Source organism: Thermoleophilum album, from assembly GCF_028867705.1.
In the GTDB taxonomy this organism is placed as follows: domain Bacteria; phylum Actinomycetota; class Thermoleophilia; order Solirubrobacterales; family Thermoleophilaceae; genus Thermoleophilum.
The window spans coordinates 1,614,879-1,633,245 of the sequence record NZ_CP066171.1 but is presented as its reverse complement, the minus strand read 5'-3'; the positions used below and the strand labels follow the sequence as shown (position 1 = coordinate 1,633,245).

Sequence of the window (18,367 nt, the reverse complement as noted above, 5' to 3'; positions counted from 1 at the left end):
CCGTCACCCCCAATGCGCGGGTGCCGCCGCGGTCGCACCACTCTTGCTCCGCACGGTCGCGAAAGCGGCGCTCGCGGCGTACACCGCGACCGCGACGAGCGCGACGATCGGGCCGGGGGGTAGGTCCAAGGCGAAGGCGAGCGCCACGCCGAGCGCGCCGCTCGCCGCCGCGGTCAGCGCTGCGAGCGGCACGAGCGCTCGAACGCTTGCGCGCACCGCGAGCACCGCCGCTGCCGGCAGGGTGGCGAGCGCCGGTGCGAGAAGCGACCCGAGACTGGGAAGCGCAGCTCCGATCGCCGCTGCGATCGCGACCAACCCGGCGCTCCTGAGGGCGACTACCGGCAGGCCGAGCGCGGCGGCGGCACGAGCGTCGTAGGCGATCGCAAGCCACGCCTGGCGGAGAGCGAGGTGGAGCGCGAGCGCGACGAGCGCTACCGCCGCGAGCAGCAAGCGGTCGCCACGCCCGGTCGCGAGCACGGAGCCGAAGAGCAGCGCTTCGAGCCCGACCCCGGACGGGGCGAGAATCCCCGCCGCGATCACGCCCAGCGCGAAGGCCGCAACCACCGCGAGCGCCGTAGCCGTGTCGGGCACCGGCCCTCCGCGCAGACTGCGTCGTGAACCCGCGAGCGCACCGACCGCTGCGCCGTAGAGCGCGGCCACAGCGGCGCCCGCGAGGGCGATCGGTGCGCCGAGGGCAGTCGCTGCGACAGCGGCGGGAAACGCGAGGCTCGCGGCGGCGTGAGCGAAGAAAGCGGCTCTCCACAGCACCGCCCAGGCGCCGAGCGCGCCGAGGACGGCGCCGCCGAGAGCCGCGGTGAGCGTCGCGTCGCGGGCCAGGGGATCGGTCAGCAGCGAGAGCTGCGCCGCGAGCGGAAGGCTCGCTTGGGCGTGGAGTGCGGTCGCTGCAAAGAGCATCGGCGGATCCCTCGGCTGGCGCGGTCGGGTCGAGACGCGCTCGCGTTCGTCGCCCGGTCCGAGCCGACCGGCCGCGAGCGCAGAAACTGAGAACGATTTTCATTATCGCACGTCGCTGCTGTCGCCAGCCGCGGACCTCGCTCCCGCTGGCCTCGCTGCACTGCGAAAGGCATGGGCGGCATAATCGGCCCACTCCGCGCGCCAGGCAGCGCGCTTGCCGCGTTGCCCGTGCGGCCGCTCGGACGAGCGGTGTGCGCTACGCCCGCCCGCGACGGACCGGGGTGTCGCGGGGCGAAGCGGCCGAGGCGATGAGCGAACGAACCACAACCGACAGCAACTCCGCGACGCAAGCGACAAGTGGCGGCCAGCTGCCAGCGCAGGTCTGGCCGCTCGGAACGCGCGTCAACGCCGCCGGCAGGATCGAGATCGGGGGTTGCGACCTCGTCGAGCTGGCGCGCGAGTTCGGCACCCCCGCCTACGTGTACGCCGAGGACGACATGCGCGCACGCGCCCGCTCCTACCTCGCAGCGTTTCGCGCCCGCACCGACCACTTCGATGTGATCTACGCCAGCAAGGCGTTCCCCTGCACGGCCGCGTACGCGCTCTTCGCCGCCGAGGGTCTGGCTTGCGACGTCGCCTCGGGCGGCGAGCTGTTCCTCGCTCTGCGCGGCGGTTTCGATCCGGCGCGCGTCTACATGCACGGCAACAACAAGACCGAGCGAGAGCTCGCCTACGCGCTCGAGCAGAAGGTCGGCACGATCGTCGTCGACTCGTTCGACGAACTCGACCGCCTGGAACGGCTCGCCCGCGGCTCCGGCCAGCGCGTGATGCTGCGCGTCACCCCCGGCTTCACCGCTGAAACCCACCGCGCGATCCAAACCGGCCAGGTCGACTCGAAGTTCGGGTTCGGGATCGCCGACGTCGAGCGCGCCGCCGAACGCTGCCGCGAGATCGGGCTCGACCTGCGCGGCCTGCACGCGCACATCGGCTCGCAGATCTTCGACCTCGAGGCGTACGAGCGGCTCGCCGAGGTGCTCGCCGGCCTTGGCGAGTGGCCGCTGCTCAACCTCGGCGGTGGGCTCGCGATCGCCTACACGCGTGAGCAGACCCCGCCGTCGGTGGACGAGTACGTCGACGCCCTGCTGCGCCGCGCACCCAACGGTGTGACGGTGCTCTGCGAGCCAGGGCGGTCGCTGGTCGGCAACGCCGGTGTAACGATCTACTCCGTCGGGACCGTCAAGCGCATCCCCGGCGTTCGCACCTACGTGGCTGTCGATGGCGGGATGTCCGACAACCTCCGGCCGATGCTCTACAACGCCCGCTACGAGGCCGAGCTCGCCGACCGGCCCGGTCGCGGCGGCGAAGCGGTGACGGTCGCGGGGATGCACTGCGAGTCAGGCGACATCCTCGTCCGCGATGTTCATCTCGACCGGCCGAAGCCCGGCGACGTGCTCGTGATCCCGGCCACCGGCGCTTACGGACACGCGATGGCCAACAACTACAACGCGGTTCCGCGCCCGCCGGTGATCTTCTGCAAGGACGGCGACGCCCGCGTGGTCGTCCGCCGCGAGACGTACGAGGATTTGGCCCTACGTGACGTCGGTTGAACACGAGCGTTTCGGAGTCGGCCTGCTCGGTCACGGCACCGTCGGCGGTGCCTTCCACCGCCTGCTGACCGAGCGCGCCGACGCGGTCGCGGCGCTCACCGGCAAGCGCCCGGTGATCGCCGGCGTCCTCACGCGGTCACAAGGCGACTTCGACGAAATCCTCGCTGGCAGCGACACCGTCGTCGAACTGATCGGCGGCATCGAACCCGCCCGCACCTACGTGCTGCGCGCGATCGAGGCCGGCCGCCACGTCGTGACCGCCAACAAACAGCTGCTCTCGCAGCACGGTGACGAGGTTTTCGAAGCGGCGCGCGAACGCGGTGTGCAGGTGCGCTTCGAGGCCGCGGTGGCGGGTGTGATCCCGGCGATCCGCGTGATCTCTGAGTCGCTCGCCGGCGCGCACATCGAGCGCGTGCACGGGATCGTCAACGGCACCACCAACTACGTGCTCACCGAGATGGCGCGCACCGGAGCGAGTTACGAGCGCGCGCTCGCCGAGGCGCAGCGACTGGGCTACGCCGAGGCCGATCCGACCGAGGACGTTTCGGGCAAGGACGCCGCCGCGAAGATGGCGATCCTCGCGCGCCTTGCCTTCAACGCGTGCGTGCGCCTCGACGACGTTCGCTACGAGGGGATCGAGCGGATCACGCCCGACGACATCGCCTACGCCCGCGAGCTCGGTCTGTCGCTGAAGCTGATCGGCTCGGCGGAGCGGATCGACGACGGACTTGCCGTGATGGTGTACCCGGCCTTCCTCTACCGCGACCACCCGCTGGCGAGCGTCGACGGCGCCTTCAACGCCGTGACGATCGAGAGTCCCGCCATAACCGAGATCACGCTTTCGGGACCGGGTGCCGGTGGCATCCAGACCGCTTCGGCGGTGCTCGGCGATGTCGTCTCGACGATGTTGCCGGCCTCGGCGCGCACGCCGCCGCCGCGCGCGGTGAAGATCGTCGACGACGTCGAGTTCTCCTTCTACCTGCACATGGAGGTGGCCGACCGCCCCGGCGTGCTCGCCGCGATCGCCGACGTGCTCGGGCGCAACGAGGTGTCAATCAAGTCGGTGGTGCAGCGGGGGCTGGGCGACGATGCGCGCCTCGTGATGGTCGTCCATCCGGTGCTCGAGTCGCGTTTCCGTGCCGCTGTCGCCGAGATCGCGCGGCTCGATGTGGTGCGCGGCGAGCCGCGCGTGATCCGGGTGATCGAAGAGACATTCGAGGCGCCGAGCGGTGCGTGAGGTGATACGCGGGCGGGGCGAGAGGCGTCGGCAGGCGGGGGGAGCCGCGCGGTGAGCCTCTGGCGTTACCGCGACAGGCTGCCCGTCGATCCGCTCGTCACGCTCGGCGAGGGCGACACACCGCTCGTGCCGGCGCCGGCTTTGTCGGAGCGCACCGGCTGTCGCGTCTTTCTCAAGCTCGAGGGCGCCAACCCGACCGGCTCGTTCAAGGATCGCGGCATGACCGTCGCAGTGTCGGCGGCGGTGCGCGAGGGCGCTCGTGCCGTGGTCTGTGCCTCGACCGGCAACACCGCCGCTAGTGCCGCCGCCTACGCCGCACGCGCCGGCTTGCGCTGCGCCGTGATCGTTCCCGAGGGCAAGATCGCGACCGGCAAGCTCGCCCAGGCGCTGATGCACGGGGCGCGCGTGATCGCGCTGCGCGGAAACTTCGATCGTGCGCTCGAGCTCGTGCGCGAGCTCGTCGACCGCCACCCGATCGCGCTCGTCAACTCGATCAACGAGTTCCGCCTGGAAGGGCAGAAGACGGGCGCGTTCGAGGTCGTCGATCAGCTCGGCGAAGCACCCGACGTGCTCTGCATACCGGTCGGCAACGCCGGCAACATCACCTCGTGGTGGCGCGGTTTCCGCGAGCTCGGCGTCGCGCCGCAGATGCACGGCTACCAGGCCGAGGGGGCGGCGCCGCTCGTCCACGGCCACCCGATCGCCGAACCCGAGACGGTCGCCTCGGCGATCCGCATCGGCAACCCCGCCCGCTGGGAGGAGGCGATGGACGCGATCACCAGCTCGCGCGGCCACGTGCGCGCGGTCAGCGACGACGAGATCCTCGCCGCCTACCGCTTCCTTGCCGCGCGCGAGGGCGTGTTCTGCGAGCCGGCGTCGGCAGCGTCGGTCGCCGGTCTGCTGCGCTACGGGGCGGAAGGAACCGTGGTTTGCGTGCTGACCGGCCACGGGCTCAAGGACCCCGACACCGCGATCGGCAAGGCGGTCGGTGTCGTGCCGTGCGAGCCCGAGCTTGCGGCACTCGAGCGCGCCGTGCTCGGCGGCGACGGCGAGTCGGACGCAGAGTGATGGCGCTCCACCGCAAGCGGGTAGTGCGCGCCCCCGCGTCGAGCGCCAACCTCGGCGCCGGCTACGACGTGCTGGCAGTGTCGTTGTCGCCGGTGCTCGAGCTCGAGGTCGAGGAGACCGGCGCCTTCTCGGTCGAGGCCGACCTTCCCGACGTTCCTCTTGACCGCACGAACCTCTGCGTGCAGGCGTTCGAGCGGCTCCATCCTGCCGATCGCTTCGCGTTCCGCATCCGCTCGCAGATCCCGCCCGCCGCCGGCCTCGGCTCGAGCGCGGCCGCGATCGTCGCCGGTTTGGCGGCGGCCGACCACATGTTCGAGCTCGACGCCGACCTCTTCGCCCTCGCCACCGAGATCGAGGGGCATCCCGACAACGTCGCCGCCGCGGTCTACGGGGGCTTTGTTGTGTGCGGGCCCGAGCGCGTGGCACGGATCGCGCCGCCGCCCGAGCTCGAGGCGGTGATCGCGATACCGCCGCAGACGGTGCCGACCGCCGCGGCGCGGCGCGCGATCCCGGCCGAGATCCCGCTGGCCGACTGTGTCCACAACATCGCCGCTACAGCCCAGCTGGTGCTCGGGCTCGAGCGGGGCGATCTCTCGCTCGTCGCTGCCGCGCTCGCCGACCGCATCCACCAGCCGCGCCGCCAGCACCTCTACCCACGCTCGCTCGAACTCGTCGCTGCTGCGCGCACGCTCGGTGCGCTCGGCGCGACGATCTCGGGGGCGGGTCCCACCGTCCTGCTTTGGTGCGAGTGGCAGCAGACCGGGCGGGTGGTCGAGCGAGCGCGGGCGCGCTTTCCCGACTTCGACGTGCGCCGCGTCAACTTCAGCGACCACGGCGTCGACGTGCGCGCGCTCTGACGGCGGCACCCGCGTCCGATATGCGCCCTACCGGCGCGCGAACTCGATCACGTGCTGGTAGGTCGGACGGTTGGTCCAGGCCATCGTGTTCGGAATCAGCCCCGGTGTGAAGCGGATGCGCGGTGCCTCGGCGAGCCACTTCGACGGGTCCGGTCCGCGGCTTTGGGCAAGGCGGGCGGTCGCTTGGGCGAAAGCACGCCACAGCGTCGCGGCGCAGCGGCGGACGTTGCCGCGCCCGCAGAAGCTGACCGCGAACCGGCCGCGCACGCGGCGCCCCAAAAGCGTCCGCAGGTCCTTGTCGAGGTACGACCACCAGCCGCCGCCGAAGCCCGCCGATTCCCCGATGCCGACGGTGCGCGCGAGCTGGTCGACGAGCACGCTGCCGAGCCTGTCGGCCATCGCTGCCCGGGCGATGAGCGGCCACGCCTCGTCGAGGATCGCGCGGCCCGGCGAGTCGACGTAGCCGTCTCGGTCGCGATCGATCACCGGTCCGCCGGCGCGCGCGAAGGCGTCGACCAGCGCTGCCGCGCGCTCGGCGAGCGCGTCGGGCGCCTTGCCCTTGCGCATCACGGCACGGATGGTCGGCCATATCCGTGTCGCCCGGAGGTCTTCGGTGGCGGCGCGATTCATGATCCCCACGACCTGCTCGATCCGTGGCCGCCGCGGCCAGCGGTCGAACATCTCGACGCGGTGCACCGAGCCGTAGTGCTCGTCGTCGCCGTGCATGAAGCCGGGCGCCGACTGGTTGTTCCAGTTGAGCAAGAGCCCGCCCGGTCCGCCGACGTCGTGGGGATGCTGGCGCCAGGAGAGGTACCCGCGCCACTCGAAGCGGCCGTCGCCGAGCGTCGGCAGCCGCCGGTCGAGGCCGCGCGCGCGAACCGGCAGGCGGCCCGACGAGAAGTAGGCGGTCGCGCGCCGGGACGCCCAGCCCCAGTTGAAGGTGAACTCGAAGCGGTTGGCGATCTTGAAGAAGCGCTCGGGCGTCGTCGCGCGACCCTCGGTCATCGCTTTCAGCGCCATCAGGTTGAGACCCTCGCGGCCGCGGGTCGAGCGCCGGCGTGCGAGCGCCACCGGGCGGCCGCCGAGCGTCGCGGTGCCGATCACCGGCCCGTGCACGGTGGTCATGAACGACACGTCACGCCCGGCGAGCTTGCCGGCGTAAAAGCGGCCCATCGCCCGGCACTTGCCTTTGTAGAGGTAGTGCGTCGAGGTGCGCGTCGGGCGCGAACCGTCGGGCTCGCAGAGCCGCTCGACGTAGACGTCGCGCACGTCGTGCCCCGCCGACGTGAGGCTCCACGCATAGTCGCGGGTGCGGCCGATCAGCATGTAGAGACCGAGCCCAGCGGCCGCGATGCCCTGGGCGTGGATGCCCGGCCCGCGCAGCTCCTGCTGGTAGACGATCTCGGGATAGAAGTAGCCGAGCTGCGGACCTTGCACAGCGAGCGTGCGACGGCTCGCCGACCGGCTAGGCGACACGAGCAGCCAGTTCGACATCCGCCGGCGCGGCGGGTCGACGGCGCTGCTGCGCGCCCGAGCGGGGGCAAGCGGACCCTGACGCGCGTCGATCAGCTGCACCGAGCCGGGGTCGAGCGTCACCGAGCCGCGGATCCGGCCGCCCGTCAGCGGGCCGTAGCCGAACCGCCGGCGCGTCGTCGTCGGCGACTCGGGGTCGACCGCCAGCATCAGGTCGTCGAATATGCGCTTGCCGCGGCTCTTCCCGTAGCGGCGCTCGAGCGCCGCCGCGAGCATCGCGTTGCGGTACTCGCTGCCGCCGCCGGCGCCGAAGATCGAGCCGATGAAGGCGGTCACGGCGATGCCGTCGTAGACGGTGAACTCCTTGCCGTCGGGGAACCCGCCGTGGGCGCGGAACCAGTCGTTGATGCCGCGCACGTAGTCGCTTCCGTCGCGCAACAACTGTTGCCCCTCACGTCCGTAGGTGCGGACGATCAGGTCGCGCTGCTTGCGCACTAGTGCCTCGGCTTGGGCGCTCGGCTCGAAGGGCGTCGCGCTGGTGACGAGCGAGAAGGCGTCGACACCGGGGATGTCGAGGATCGCGGCCCGCGCCGGCCAGCGCCCGAGTTGGAGCAAGAGGCGGCGGTCTCGTGCCATCACCCAGCCTGCGCCGTACATCAGTGCCGAGCGGGTCTTGCCGGTTATGTGCGGGATCCCGTAGGCGTCGTAGACGATGCGCACGTCGGGGTTCGGCGTCGGTTCGACGCGCGTCGCGCCGACCGGCCGGAAGTCCATCGGCACGTAGTAGCGCACGACATCGGCGCGGGTGACGCGGCCGCGCAGGTAGGTGAGGGCGTCGTAGAGCGGGAGCTGGTCGGTCGACTCGTCTGTGGTCGGCAGACCGCCGTAGTTGCCCGGCGGCAGGATGTAGCGCGCGAAGTCGCTCGCCGCCGCGGCGCTGCCGCCGCCGGCGAAGAAGGCGCAAACGGCTAGCGCCGCCGCCACCACCGCAGAGCGCCACCGGGCCGAGCGTCGGCGCAAGCGTGCGTAGGGAGCTCGCCTTTGTCGGTCGTTCGCTTCCCGCGCGGCGGTCGTCATCGCGTCTTGCTCCTCCCTCCCCGGTGCGTGTAGCGCAGCGAGAGTGTGGCAGGTGGGCCCGCCTCGCTACGCAGTAGCTACCACGGCGCTGACCCTACCGCTTGCACACGGTCCTGTCGAGACCTCGCCGGCCAGCGGGAGCTGTTCGCAGTGCAGTGCCTCGCCCGTGCCCGCGCCGCGGTCAGTCGCCGGCGAGCGCGACGGCGGGGAAGCGGTCGTGCCAGGGCGCAGCGCGCTCGACTTGGCCGGCGAGCGAGAGCAACAGCTCTTCGCCGGCCGGCGGGCCGATCAGCTGCACCGCCAAAGGCAAGCCGTCGTCGCCTTGGTAGAGCGGCAGCACGATCGCCGGCTGGCCGCTGATGTTGCACACCGCCGTGAACGGCGTGAACTCGCCCGACTTGCGGAACTCGCCCCAGGGATCGTCGCTTGTCGGGTCGATCTCTTCGATCGCCACAGGCCGCTTCGCGAGCGCCGGCGTGAGCAGCACGTCGTGGCGGTTCTCGCCGAAGAACAAAAGCGACACGATCGCCCGCGCCGCCCCCTGCAGCTCGAGCAGAGACAGGAAGAAGTCGATCCCCGAGCCCTGGCGCGAGCTTTCGTAGACCGCAAGCGAGAGCTGTTCGATCACCTCGGGCCCGATCTCGCGACCACCGATGCGCTGACCGAGCTCGATCAGCGCCGCGATCTGCGTGCCGAAGATGCGCGTGAAAGTGGGCAGAAGATCGACCTCCCCCCACGGCGGGTCGACCTCGACGACCTCGTGACCGAGCTCGGTGAGAAGGTCGGCGGCGCGGCGCACGCCGTCGAGCGCCACCGGGTCGACCTCGGTCGGAAGCGGCGGCTTCGTGACGACACCGATCCGCAGCCGCTCGGGATCGCGCTCGGCGGCGGCGGCAAACGTTCCGCGAGGCGGCGGTGCCCAGCTGGCGTCACCCGGCTCGTAGCCGGCGAGGACGTCGAGCAGCATCGCTGTCTCGCGGACCGTGCGCGTAAGCACGCCGTCCTGGACGAGGAAGTCGTCGCCCTCCTCGGGTCCGCGCGAGATGCGGCCGCGGCTCGGTTTCAAGCCGACGAGCCCGCAGCAGGCAGCGGGGATGCGGATCGAACCGCCGCCGTCGTTGCCGTGCGCGACGGGCACCATGCCGGCCGCGACCGCGGCGGCGGCGCCGCCCGACGAGCCGCCTGGGGTGCGCGCGAGATCCCACGGGTTGCGTGTCGGTCCGAAGCGCCGCGGTCCTGTGACGGGCAGGATCCCGAACTCGGGCATGTTCGTCTTGCCCATCACCACGAAGCCGGCCTCGCGCAGGCGGCGAACCAGGAAGGCGTCGTGGTTCGGCTTGTAGTCGCCGAAGAGGTCGGAAGCAAACGTCAGCCGCCAGCCCGCGACGGCGACGTTGTCTTTGATTGCGATCGGCACGCCGCAGAACGGGCGTGGATCACCAGGCTTGATCGCGCGCGCCTCGGCGGCGGCACGGTCGGGGTCGATCAGCGTGAAGGCGTTGATCTGCGGTTCGACGCGATCGACCTGCTGCAGACAATCCTCGAGCAGTTCCTCGGCAGTGACCTCGCCGCTGCGAACAAGCTGTGCGAGCTCGTCGGCTGGGCGCAAGCTGAGCTTCGCCATAGCGCGCGCAGCCTAGCGTTTGGTGCGGGCAGGTGCTGTGCGCTTCGAACCGGCCGCGTGGCCGCTATCGGCGCTGACAGCCGCGCCCTCGTGCGTCGAGGCTTCGCCCGCTGCGCCGCTGCCGGCAGCGAGCTCGCGGCGCAAGGCACGCAGTCGTCGCAGCGGGCTCTCGAAGTCGATGCGGCGCGCAAGCTCCACTGCCAGATCGACGTAGTCGACGCCGAGATCGGGTGCGTAGTCGAGGATCGAAACGCCCCGTTCGGCCGACTCCGCGTAGCGGACCGAGCGGCGGATGATCGTGTCGAAGACCTTGTCGCCGAAGCTCTCGCGCAGCTGGGCGAGCGCCTCGCGGGCGTGGACGAGACGCATGTCGGCCATGTTCAGGACGACACCGACCCACGCGAGCTCCTCGTTCAAGTTGTCGCGCGCCAGCTCGACCACTTCGAGCGCCTGTTCGACACCTTGCAGCGAGAAATACTCGGCGGCGCTCGTCACAAGCGCGTAGTCGGCCGCGACCAGCGCGTTGACGGTCAAAAGGCCGAGCGAGGGCGGGCAGTCGACGAGCACCAGGTCGTAGTTGCGGCGCAAGTCCTTGAGCGCACGCCGCAGCATCAACTCGCGCCCCATCTTTCCGCTCAAGACGATCTCGGCTTCGGCGAGCCCGAGGTTGGCCGGCAGTACGTCGCTGTGGACGGCGTCGCGCGCCTTGGCCTGGCCGGTCAACACCTCGCCCACCGTCGGCTGGGCGTCGGGCGGGACGTCGAAGTAGTCCGAGAGGTTGCCCTGCGGGTCGAGGTCGACGCACAGCACGCGGGCGCCGCTACGGCTGTAGCAGTCGGCGAGCGTGCGGACCGTCGTTGTTTTCCCGGTACCGCCCTTCTGTGAGAGGATCGTTACGACTTTCGCCATCGCTCCGAGCGCGCTCGCAATTGTGCCGACCCTAGCGCTCCTCGGCGGGTCGCGGCGCCAGCTGCAGCGAAAAGGCCGCTGGTACCCTTAGCTGGCCCCGCTGTCCGCGCAGGAAAGCCAGCGGGAGGCCTCCTCCTCGATGAACGTCAGCGCAAGAGACAAGGCCCCCCGCGGGCTGTACGACGCGGCATACGAGCACGACGCTTGCGGCGTCGCGTTCGTCGCGCGTTTGCGCGCGCCCGCTTCGCACGAGGTGGTCGAGCGCGCGCTCGAAGCCCTCGAGCGTCTCGAGCACCGCGGCGCCGCTGGCGCCGACGCCGAGACCGGCGACGGTGCCGGGATCCTTCTGCAAATACCCGACGCTTTCCTGCGCGCCGAGCTGCCGTTCGAGCTGCCCGCGCCCGGCCGCTACGGCGTCGCGATGTGCTTTCTGCCGCGCGATCCCGACCTCGCCGAGCGGGCGCGTTCGCTCTTCGAGCGAACCGTCGCCGACGAGGGTCAACACGTGCTCGGCTGGCGCAGCGTGCCGGTCGACCTCGACGCGTGCGGCCGCTACGCGCGGGCTTGCGCCCCGCGCATCGAGCAGCTCTTCGTCGCCGCCGACGACAGCGTCGGCGATCAGGACGCTTTCGAACGCCGCCTCTACGTGATCCGCCGGGTGGTCGAGAGGGCGGGGATCGAGGGCTTGGCGATCCCGTCGTTCTCGTCGCGGACGGTCGTGTACAAGGGGATGCTGACCGCGCCCCAGCTGCCGCGCTTCTACGCCGATCTGCGCGACCCGCGCGTCGCCTCGCGGCTGGCGATCGTGCACTCGCGCTTTTCCACCAACACCTTCCCGAGCTGGGAGCTCGCCCACCCCTACCGGATGCTCGCCCACAACGGCGAGATCAACACGCTGCGCGGCAACCGCAACTGGATGCGCGCGCGCGAAAGCCAGCTCGCCTCGCTCCTTTTCGGCGACGACATCGACAAGATCCGCGGACTTTTGAGCGAAGACCTATCTGACTCGGCGTCGCTCGACCGCGTCTTCGAGCTGCTGGTGCTGGGCGGCCGCTCGCCCGCGCACGCGATCACGATGCTGATCCCCGAGGCGTACGAGAAGCGCCCCGACACACCACCGGAACTGCGCGACTTCTACGCCTATCACGAGTCTTTGATCGAGCCTTGGGACGGCCCGGCGGCGGTCGCGTTCACCGACGGACGCGTGATCGGGGCGACGCTCGACCGCAACGGTCTGCGCCCGGGACGCTGGCTCGTGACGCGCGACGGGTGGGTCGTGGTGGCCTCCGAGACGGGCGTTTTCGACTGCGATCCAGCGGACGTCGAAGCGAAGGGGCGCTTGCGGCCGGGCAAGCTGTTTTTGGTCGACCTCGAAGCCGACCGCATCGTCCCCGACGAAGAGGTCAAGCGCGAGCTTGCGCGGCGACGGCCCTACGGCAAGTGGCTCGCCGAGCGCGTCGTCCACATCGACGACCTGCCCGACCGCAAGCCGCGCGTGCCGCGCGTCGAGCCGTTGCGCGCCCGCCAGCTCGCTTTCGGCTGGAGCGAAGAGGACCTGCGCGCGATCCTCGCGCCGATGGCGTGCGAGGGGAGCGAGCCCACCGGCTCGATGGGTAACGACACCGCGCTCGCGGTGCTCTCCGACCAGCGTCCGTCGCTTTTCCGCTACTTCAAACAGCTCTTCGCGCAGGTCACCAACCCGGCGATCGACCCGATCCGCGAGTCGGTCGTGATGAGCCTCAAGGCGTGCATCGGGCCGGAGGTCAACCTGCTCGACGAAACCCCCGAGCACTGCCACCAGCTGGTGATGCCGCAGCCGATCCTGCGCAACGGCGAACTCGAGCGGCTGCGTCAGGTCGACCACCAAGTCTTCTGGGCGCGCACGATCGACATCACTTGGCCGGTGGCGGAGGGGCCGGCAGGGATGGAGCGGCGCCTCGAGGAGATCTGCGACGAAGCGGCTGAGCTCGTGCGCCGCGGCGTCAACATCCTCATCCTCTCCGACCGCAACCTCGGTGCCGAGCGCGCTCCGATCCCGGCTTTGCTCGCCACGTCGGCGGTGCACCACCGCCTCGTCCGCGAGGGCACGCGCCTGCGCACCGGTCTCGTGGTCGAGACCGGCGAGGCGCGCGAGGTCCACCACATCGCCTGCCTGATCGGCTACGGCGCCGCCGCCGTCAACCCCTACCTGATGTTCGAGTCGCTGTCGACGCTCAAGCGCGAGGGCTGGCTGCCCGACGAGTTGGCGCTCGAAGAGGCCGAGCAGCGGGTGATCAAGGCGATCGGGAAGGGCTTGCTGAAGATCCTCTCGAAGATGGGGATCTCGACGATCGCCTCTTACACCGGCGCGCAGATCTTCGAGGCGGTCGGGCTCGACCGCGAGCTCGTCGACCGCTACTTCACCGGTACACCGTCGCGCGTTGGCGGCGTCGGGCTCCAGGTGCTGGCGCGCGAGGCGCTCGACCGGCACGCGCGCGCCTACCCGGCGGCGGCATCCGAGCTTCTGCCCCACGGCGGCATCTACCAGTGGCGGCGGGACGGCGAGTTCCACGGCTGGAACCCAGAGACGATCGCCAACCTCCAGCATGCGGCGCGTCGCGAGGGCACGGCCGACGCCTACGAGCGCTTCGCGCGCTACGTCAACGAGGTGGCGCTGCCGCGCACCACGCTGCGTGGGCTGCTGCGGTTCCGCAGCGACCGCGACCCGATTCCAATCGACGAGGTCGAGCCGACCCAGGAGATCCTCAAGCGCTTCAAGTCGGGCGGTATGAGCCTCGGCGCGCTCTCGCCCGAGGCGCACGAGACGCTGGCGGTGGCGATGAACCGCCTTGGCGGCAAGTCGAACACCGGCGAGGGCGGCGAGGATCCGGCACGCTGGCGCGACGAGCGCCGCTCGTCGATCAAGCAGGTGGCGTCAGGCCGCTTCGGCGTGACGATCCACTACCTCGTCAACTCCGACGAGATCCAGATCAAGATCGCCCAGGGCGCCAAGCCCGGCGAGGGCGGTCAGCTGCCGGGCCACAAGGTCAACGACTACATCGCCAAGCTGCGCCACTCGACGCCCGGCGTCGGTCTGATCTCGCCGCCGCCGCACCACGACATCTACTCGATCGAAGACCTAAAGCAGCTGATCTACGACCTGCGCTGCGCCAACCCGCGCGCGCGGATCTCGGTCAAGTTGGTGGCTGAGGTCGGTGTCGGCACGGTCGCTGCTGGGGTCGCCAAGGCCAACGCCGACCACGTGGTTATCGCCGGCCACGATGGCGGTACCGGTGCTTCGCCGCTGTCTTCGATCCAGCACGCCGGCATCCCGTGGGAGATCGGCCTCGCCGAGACGCAACAGACGCTGTTGCGCAACGACCTGCGCTCGCGAATCCTCGTCGAGGTTGACGGCCAGATGCGCACCGGCCGCGATGTCGTCGTCGCCGCAATTCTCGGCGCCGACGAGTTCGGTTTCTCGACCGCGCCGCTGATCGCGCTCGGCTGCGTGATGATGCGCGTCTGTCACCTCAACACGTGTCCCGTCGGGGTGGCTACCCAGGACCCGGTGCTGCGCGAACGGTTCGCCGGCCAGCCCGAGCACGTCGTCAACTACCTGTGGCTCGTCGCGGAGGAGGCGCGGCGGATCATGGCCTCGCTCGGGGTGCGCACGATGGCCGAGCTGATCGGGCGCACCGAGCTGCTCGAGCCCGATCCCGCGATCGACCACTGGAAAGCACGCGGGCTCGACCTGCGCCCGCTGCTCGCGGTGCCGGACAACGTCGATCCCGACGCGCCGCGCTGCTGCACCGGCGGCCCTGACCCGCAGCTCGACGATCACACCGACCGCGAGCTGATCGCCGCTGCGCGCGCGGCGATCGACCACGGCCAACCGGTGCAGCTGCGGCGCAAGATCCGCAACCCCGAGCGCACGGTGGGCGGGCTGCTGTCGAGCGAGATCGCCCGCGTGCGGGGTTTCGACGCGCTGCCCGACGGCACGATCGAGATCGTGTTCGAGGGGTCGGCCGGTCAGAGTTTCGGCGCGTGGCTCGCCCCGGGCGTGACGTTCGTGCTCGAAGGCGACGCCAACGACTACGCCGGCAAGGGTCTTTCGGGCGGCACGATCGTCGTGCGGCCGCCCGCCGCTGCGCCGTTCGCGGCCGAGCGCAACGTCGTCGTCGGCAACGTCGTGCTCTACGGAGCGACGTCGGGCAAGGCGTTCTTCCGCGGCCTTGCGGGCGAGCGCTTCTGCGTGCGCAACTCGGGGGCGATCGCGGTCGTCGAGGGCTGCGGCGACCACGGATGCGAGTACATGACCGGCGGGCGGGTGGTCGTGCTCGGCCCCACCGGCATCAACTTCGCCGCCGGGATGAGCGGCGGGATCGCGTACGTTCTCGACGTCGACGGCCGCTTCCGCGAACGCTGCAACACCGAGCTCGTCGGTTTCGACGAGATCACGCCCGACGAGGCGCTCGAGCTGCGCGGCTGGATCGAAGAGCACGAGCGGCGGACCGGCTCGACCGTCGCCCGCGCCGTGCTGGACGACTGGGAGGGGCAGCTCGGTCGCTTCGTGAAGGTGATGCCGCACGACTACAAGCGCGCCCTCGCCGAGCTTGCCGACCGCCGCAGCCGCCTCCCGTCGGAGGCGCCCGAACCACTCGCCGTGGGGGCGGTCGCGGCTAGCGGCGACGGGCAGGGCACAGCGCTCGGCGACGGCGCCGCAGCGGACGGCCCGGAGGCCGCGAGCCAACTCTCGGCGGAGGGCTAGGGGGCAAGCGATGGGCAAGCTGCGCGGCTTTCTCGAGTTCCCGCGCCGCGGGTTCGTGAAGCGCGATCCGCGCGAGCGGGTGCGCGACTACGACCGCTACTTCGACCTCCCCGACGAGCAGACGCTGCGCGAGCAGGGCGGCCGCTGCATGGATTGCGGCGTTCCCTTCTGCCACGAGGGTTGCCCGCTCGGCAACCTGATCCCCGACTGGAACGACCTCGTTTGGCGCGGCCGCTGGCGCGAGGCGCTGCAGAAACTCCACCACACCAACAACTTCCCCGAGTTCACCGGCGCGATCTGCCCCGCTCCGTGCGAGTCGGCGTGCGTGCTCGACATCAACGCCGACCCGGTGACGATCGAGCAGATCGAGTTGGCGATCGTAACCCGCGGCTTCGAGGAGGGGTGGATCAAGCCCGAGCCACCGTCGGTGCGCACCGGAAAGACCGTCGGCGTGATCGGGTCCGGTCCCGCTGGCCTCGCCGTCGCCGCCGAGCTCAACAAGCGCGGGCATCTCGTCACCGTTTACGAGCGCGACGAGGGACCGGGCGGCCTGATGCGCTTCGGGGTGCCCGACGCCAAGCTCGAGAAGTGGGTGATCGACCGGCGTGTGCAGCTGCTCGAAGCCGAGGGCGTGCGCTTCGAGTGCAACTGTGACGTCGGTCGTGACGTCTCGAGCGAGGAGTTGCGCCGCCGCCACGACGCGCTCGTCGTCGCGATCGGCTCGCGCGTGCACCGCGAGCTCGCGGTGCCCGGGCGCGACCTGCGCGGCGTGCACTTCGCGATGGAGTACCTGTATCAGCGCAACCGCGCGGTGGCGCGGATGCAGGGAAGGCCGGCGCGCGATGTGCCCCCGGGCGAGGAGATCACGGCGCGGGGCAAGCGCGTGGTGGTCGTCGGTGGTGGCGACACCGGCATGGACTGCATCTCGAACGCCTTGCGCGAGGGGGCGCGCGACGTGCTGATGCTCGACGTCTATCCACCGTTGCCGCCATCTGGGCGACCGCCGATGTCGCCGTGGCCGCTGCCGCCGAAGCGCACCCCGACCACCTACGCCTTGGACGAAGGCGGCGAGCGGCGCTTCGGTTGCGAGGTGACCGAGATCCTCGGCGAGGACGGCCACGTGGTGGCGGTGCGCGGACGCCGCGTCGAGGGCACGAGCTCGCGCAACCTGCGGCCGATCCCCGGCAGCGAGTTCACCGAGCCGGCCGATCTCGTGCTGATCGCGATCGGCTTCGCCCATCCCGAGCACGACGGCCCGGTGCGCGAGCTGGGTCTCGACCTCGACGCGCGCGGCAACGTGCGGGCACCGGTCTACGGCACGTCGGTCGACGGGGTGTTCGCGTGCGGCGATGCGCGCATCGGCCAGTCGCTGGTGGTGACAGCGATCGCCGAGGGGCGCCGCTGCGCGCGCGTCGTCGACCGCTACCTCGGTGGGACGGGCGAGCTGCGGCGTCTCCCGGCGGAGGCACTGTTCGCCTACGAAGACGGCGACATCAACTCGCTGCGCCATCAGGCCGAGGTCGCTGGCACCGTCACGGTCGGCGAGGATTTCTGGGTCGGCCCGCGCGAGCGGCGCTGACGGCGGCCACAGGCGTCCCTCTCGCGGCGGCTGCGACCGGCGCGTTCACGGCGACGGGCCGGGGAGACGGGGACGGCGCCGCTGCACCGTCCCCGCGTCCCGCTGGTTGCCCGGGACCCGGCCCTTTGGTCCCCCGCCGTCAGGCGACGGCGTCCTCGGGCGTCGACACGAGCCGCTCGGTCGACGCCGCTGTCTCCTCGCCTGCGTAGCCCCCGTGGACGAAGAACAGCCGGTAGCGGCCGATGCGGATCTCGTCACCGTGCACTAGCTCGGTGAGTTCGACCGGCTGGCCGTTCACGAACACACCGTTCAGCGAACGATCGTCGAGGATGCGCGCGCCCGCGCTGTCGACGTAGATCAGAGCGTGGCGGCGCGACACGGTGGGGTCGTCGAGGCGCAGCTGCGCGGCTATCGAGCGCCCGATGCGCGTCCAGCCCGGCTCCAGGCGCACCCGTTCGATGCTGCCCTCGTCGCTCTCGAATGCCAGGAAGCAACCCTCCTCGCTTGCCAGCTCGTCGGCGAGGCGTTCGAGCCACTCCGGCGGATCGTTCGGCGCTTGGCTGTTACGTGTCCACGCTGCCGGCGTTTCGACGGTCGCTCCGAACGGATCGCGCGGATCGAAGAGCGTGTGCCGGAACTTGTTCGAGCCACACAGTGGGCAGGCCGGCAACTGCTCGCCCTCGTGCAGTGCGAGCAGGTACCCGCACCCCTCGCAACGGTATGTACCCGCCTCGCGCAGCGGCTGCACAGATTGGTTAGCCATAACGCGATCCCTCGTTCTACTTGCGTCTTCGCACCCGCTCGCCGCCGGTACTGCCGGCGGGGCACTCCTCTGAGTGTCTGGCCTTCTAGTTACCCATCCGGGCGCCGCTCTACACACCGCCCGTACACAGCAAGCAGCGGCCGTAGGGCGCGGGCAGGGAAGGAGCGTCCGCAGCGAGGGCGAAGCTTGCTGCATGCCCGACATCGCCCAACTGCTCGTTCGCCACAGTCTCGCCGCGAGCCGTCCGGCCGAGACGGTCTGCAGCGGGTGCGAGCGCACGCTGTTGACCGGTGAGCGCTGGCACCAGCTCGACGACGGCCGCACGCTCTGCGACCTGTGCTTCTCGCGCCTGCCGGAGGAGAGTCGCCAGGCCGTGCGCAGCGAGCGAGTACGAGCGCTCGGCCGCACGCTCGCGAAAAGCCCCTGCAGCCGCCGCTTCGCGCAGCGCGCCGCTTGATCGGCTAGCGGCGCGGTCGGCGACAGGCTGCGCTCGCGCCGGCGCCGGTAGCAT

Annotated in this window: 12 protein-coding genes; 7 read left to right on the top strand and 5 right to left on the bottom strand. The window is 70.9% G+C overall.

From position 1 onward, the window contains the following. Positions 1–3: 3 nt before the first annotated feature. Positions 4–915 (bottom strand): metal ABC transporter permease, encoded by a 912-nt coding sequence (locus tag JDY09_RS07530; RefSeq protein WP_274716316.1) that lies wholly within the window; start codon positions 913–915, stop codon positions 4–6. A gap of 308 nt (positions 916–1,223) precedes the next feature. Here JDY09_RS07530 and lysA point away from each other — a divergent pair, with 308 nt between their 5' ends. Genes lysA through thrB form a run of 4 tightly spaced genes read left to right on the top strand, consistent with a single transcriptional unit; the run spans position 1,224 to position 5,684 of the window. Next, positions 1,224–2,522, top strand: a complete 1,299-nt coding sequence (lysA, locus tag JDY09_RS07525; RefSeq protein WP_274716315.1) for a diaminopimelate decarboxylase — start codon at positions 1,224–1,226, stop codon at positions 2,520–2,522. After that, positions 2,509–3,759, top strand: a complete 1,251-nt coding sequence (locus JDY09_RS07520; RefSeq protein WP_274716314.1) for a homoserine dehydrogenase — start codon at positions 2,509–2,511, stop codon at positions 3,757–3,759. The genes lysA and JDY09_RS07520 overlap by 14 nt, the downstream gene beginning before the upstream one ends. 51 nt (positions 3,760–3,810) lie before the next feature. Next, entirely contained in the window at positions 3,811–4,827 is a 1,017-nt protein-coding gene (gene thrC / locus JDY09_RS07515; protein WP_274716313.1) for a threonine synthase, read from the top strand. After that, the gene (thrB, locus tag JDY09_RS07510) at positions 4,827–5,684 is read left to right on the top strand and encodes a homoserine kinase (RefSeq protein WP_274718001.1); all 858 of its coding nucleotides are present in this window, start codon (positions 4,827–4,829) and stop codon (positions 5,682–5,684) included. The genes thrC and thrB overlap by 1 nt, the downstream gene beginning before the upstream one ends. A gap of 27 nt (positions 5,685–5,711) precedes the next feature. Here the strand turns inward: thrB and JDY09_RS07505 are convergent, their stop codons facing one another. The 3 genes from JDY09_RS07505 to JDY09_RS07495 form a co-directional block, all read right to left on the bottom strand. Beyond that, positions 5,712–8,234 (bottom strand): penicillin acylase family protein, encoded by a 2,523-nt coding sequence (locus JDY09_RS07505; RefSeq protein ID WP_274716312.1) that lies wholly within the window; start codon positions 8,232–8,234, stop codon positions 5,712–5,714. Positions 8,235–8,415: 181 nt separating this feature from the next. Then, complete coding sequence (locus JDY09_RS07500) at positions 8,416–9,858, bottom strand: amidase (RefSeq protein WP_274716311.1); 1,443 nt, start codon at positions 9,856–9,858, stop codon at positions 8,416–8,418. Between the two features lie 12 nt (positions 9,859–9,870). Then, positions 9,871–10,767, bottom strand: coding sequence for a ParA family protein (locus tag JDY09_RS07495; RefSeq protein WP_274716310.1), 897 nt, complete (start codon positions 10,765–10,767; stop codon positions 9,871–9,873). A 139-nt stretch (positions 10,768–10,906) separates the two neighbouring features. On the opposite strand from JDY09_RS07495, the gene gltB reads away from it, so the two are divergent. Both gltB and JDY09_RS07485 read left to right on the top strand, forming a co-directional pair. Further along, positions 10,907–15,514: a glutamate synthase large subunit gene (gene gltB, locus JDY09_RS07490; RefSeq protein ID WP_274716309.1), complete on the top strand. Its 4,608-nt coding sequence runs from the start codon at positions 10,907–10,909 to the stop codon at positions 15,512–15,514. Positions 15,515–15,524: 10 nt separating this feature from the next. Then, complete coding sequence (locus tag JDY09_RS07485) at positions 15,525–17,093, top strand: glutamate synthase subunit beta (protein WP_274716308.1); 1,569 nt, start codon at positions 15,525–15,527, stop codon at positions 17,091–17,093. 139 nt (positions 17,094–17,232) lie between these two features. Here the strand turns inward: JDY09_RS07485 and JDY09_RS07480 are convergent, their stop codons facing one another. Further along, complete coding sequence (locus JDY09_RS07480; RefSeq protein WP_274716307.1) at positions 17,233–17,856, bottom strand: FHA domain-containing protein; 624 nt, start codon at positions 17,854–17,856, stop codon at positions 17,233–17,235. Positions 17,857–18,049: 193 nt separating this feature from the next. Here JDY09_RS07480 and JDY09_RS07475 point away from each other — a divergent pair, with 193 nt between their 5' ends. Further along, positions 18,050–18,313: a hypothetical protein gene (locus tag JDY09_RS07475; RefSeq protein WP_274716306.1), complete on the top strand. Its 264-nt coding sequence runs from the start codon at positions 18,050–18,052 to the stop codon at positions 18,311–18,313. Positions 18,314–18,367 lie beyond the last annotated feature (54 nt).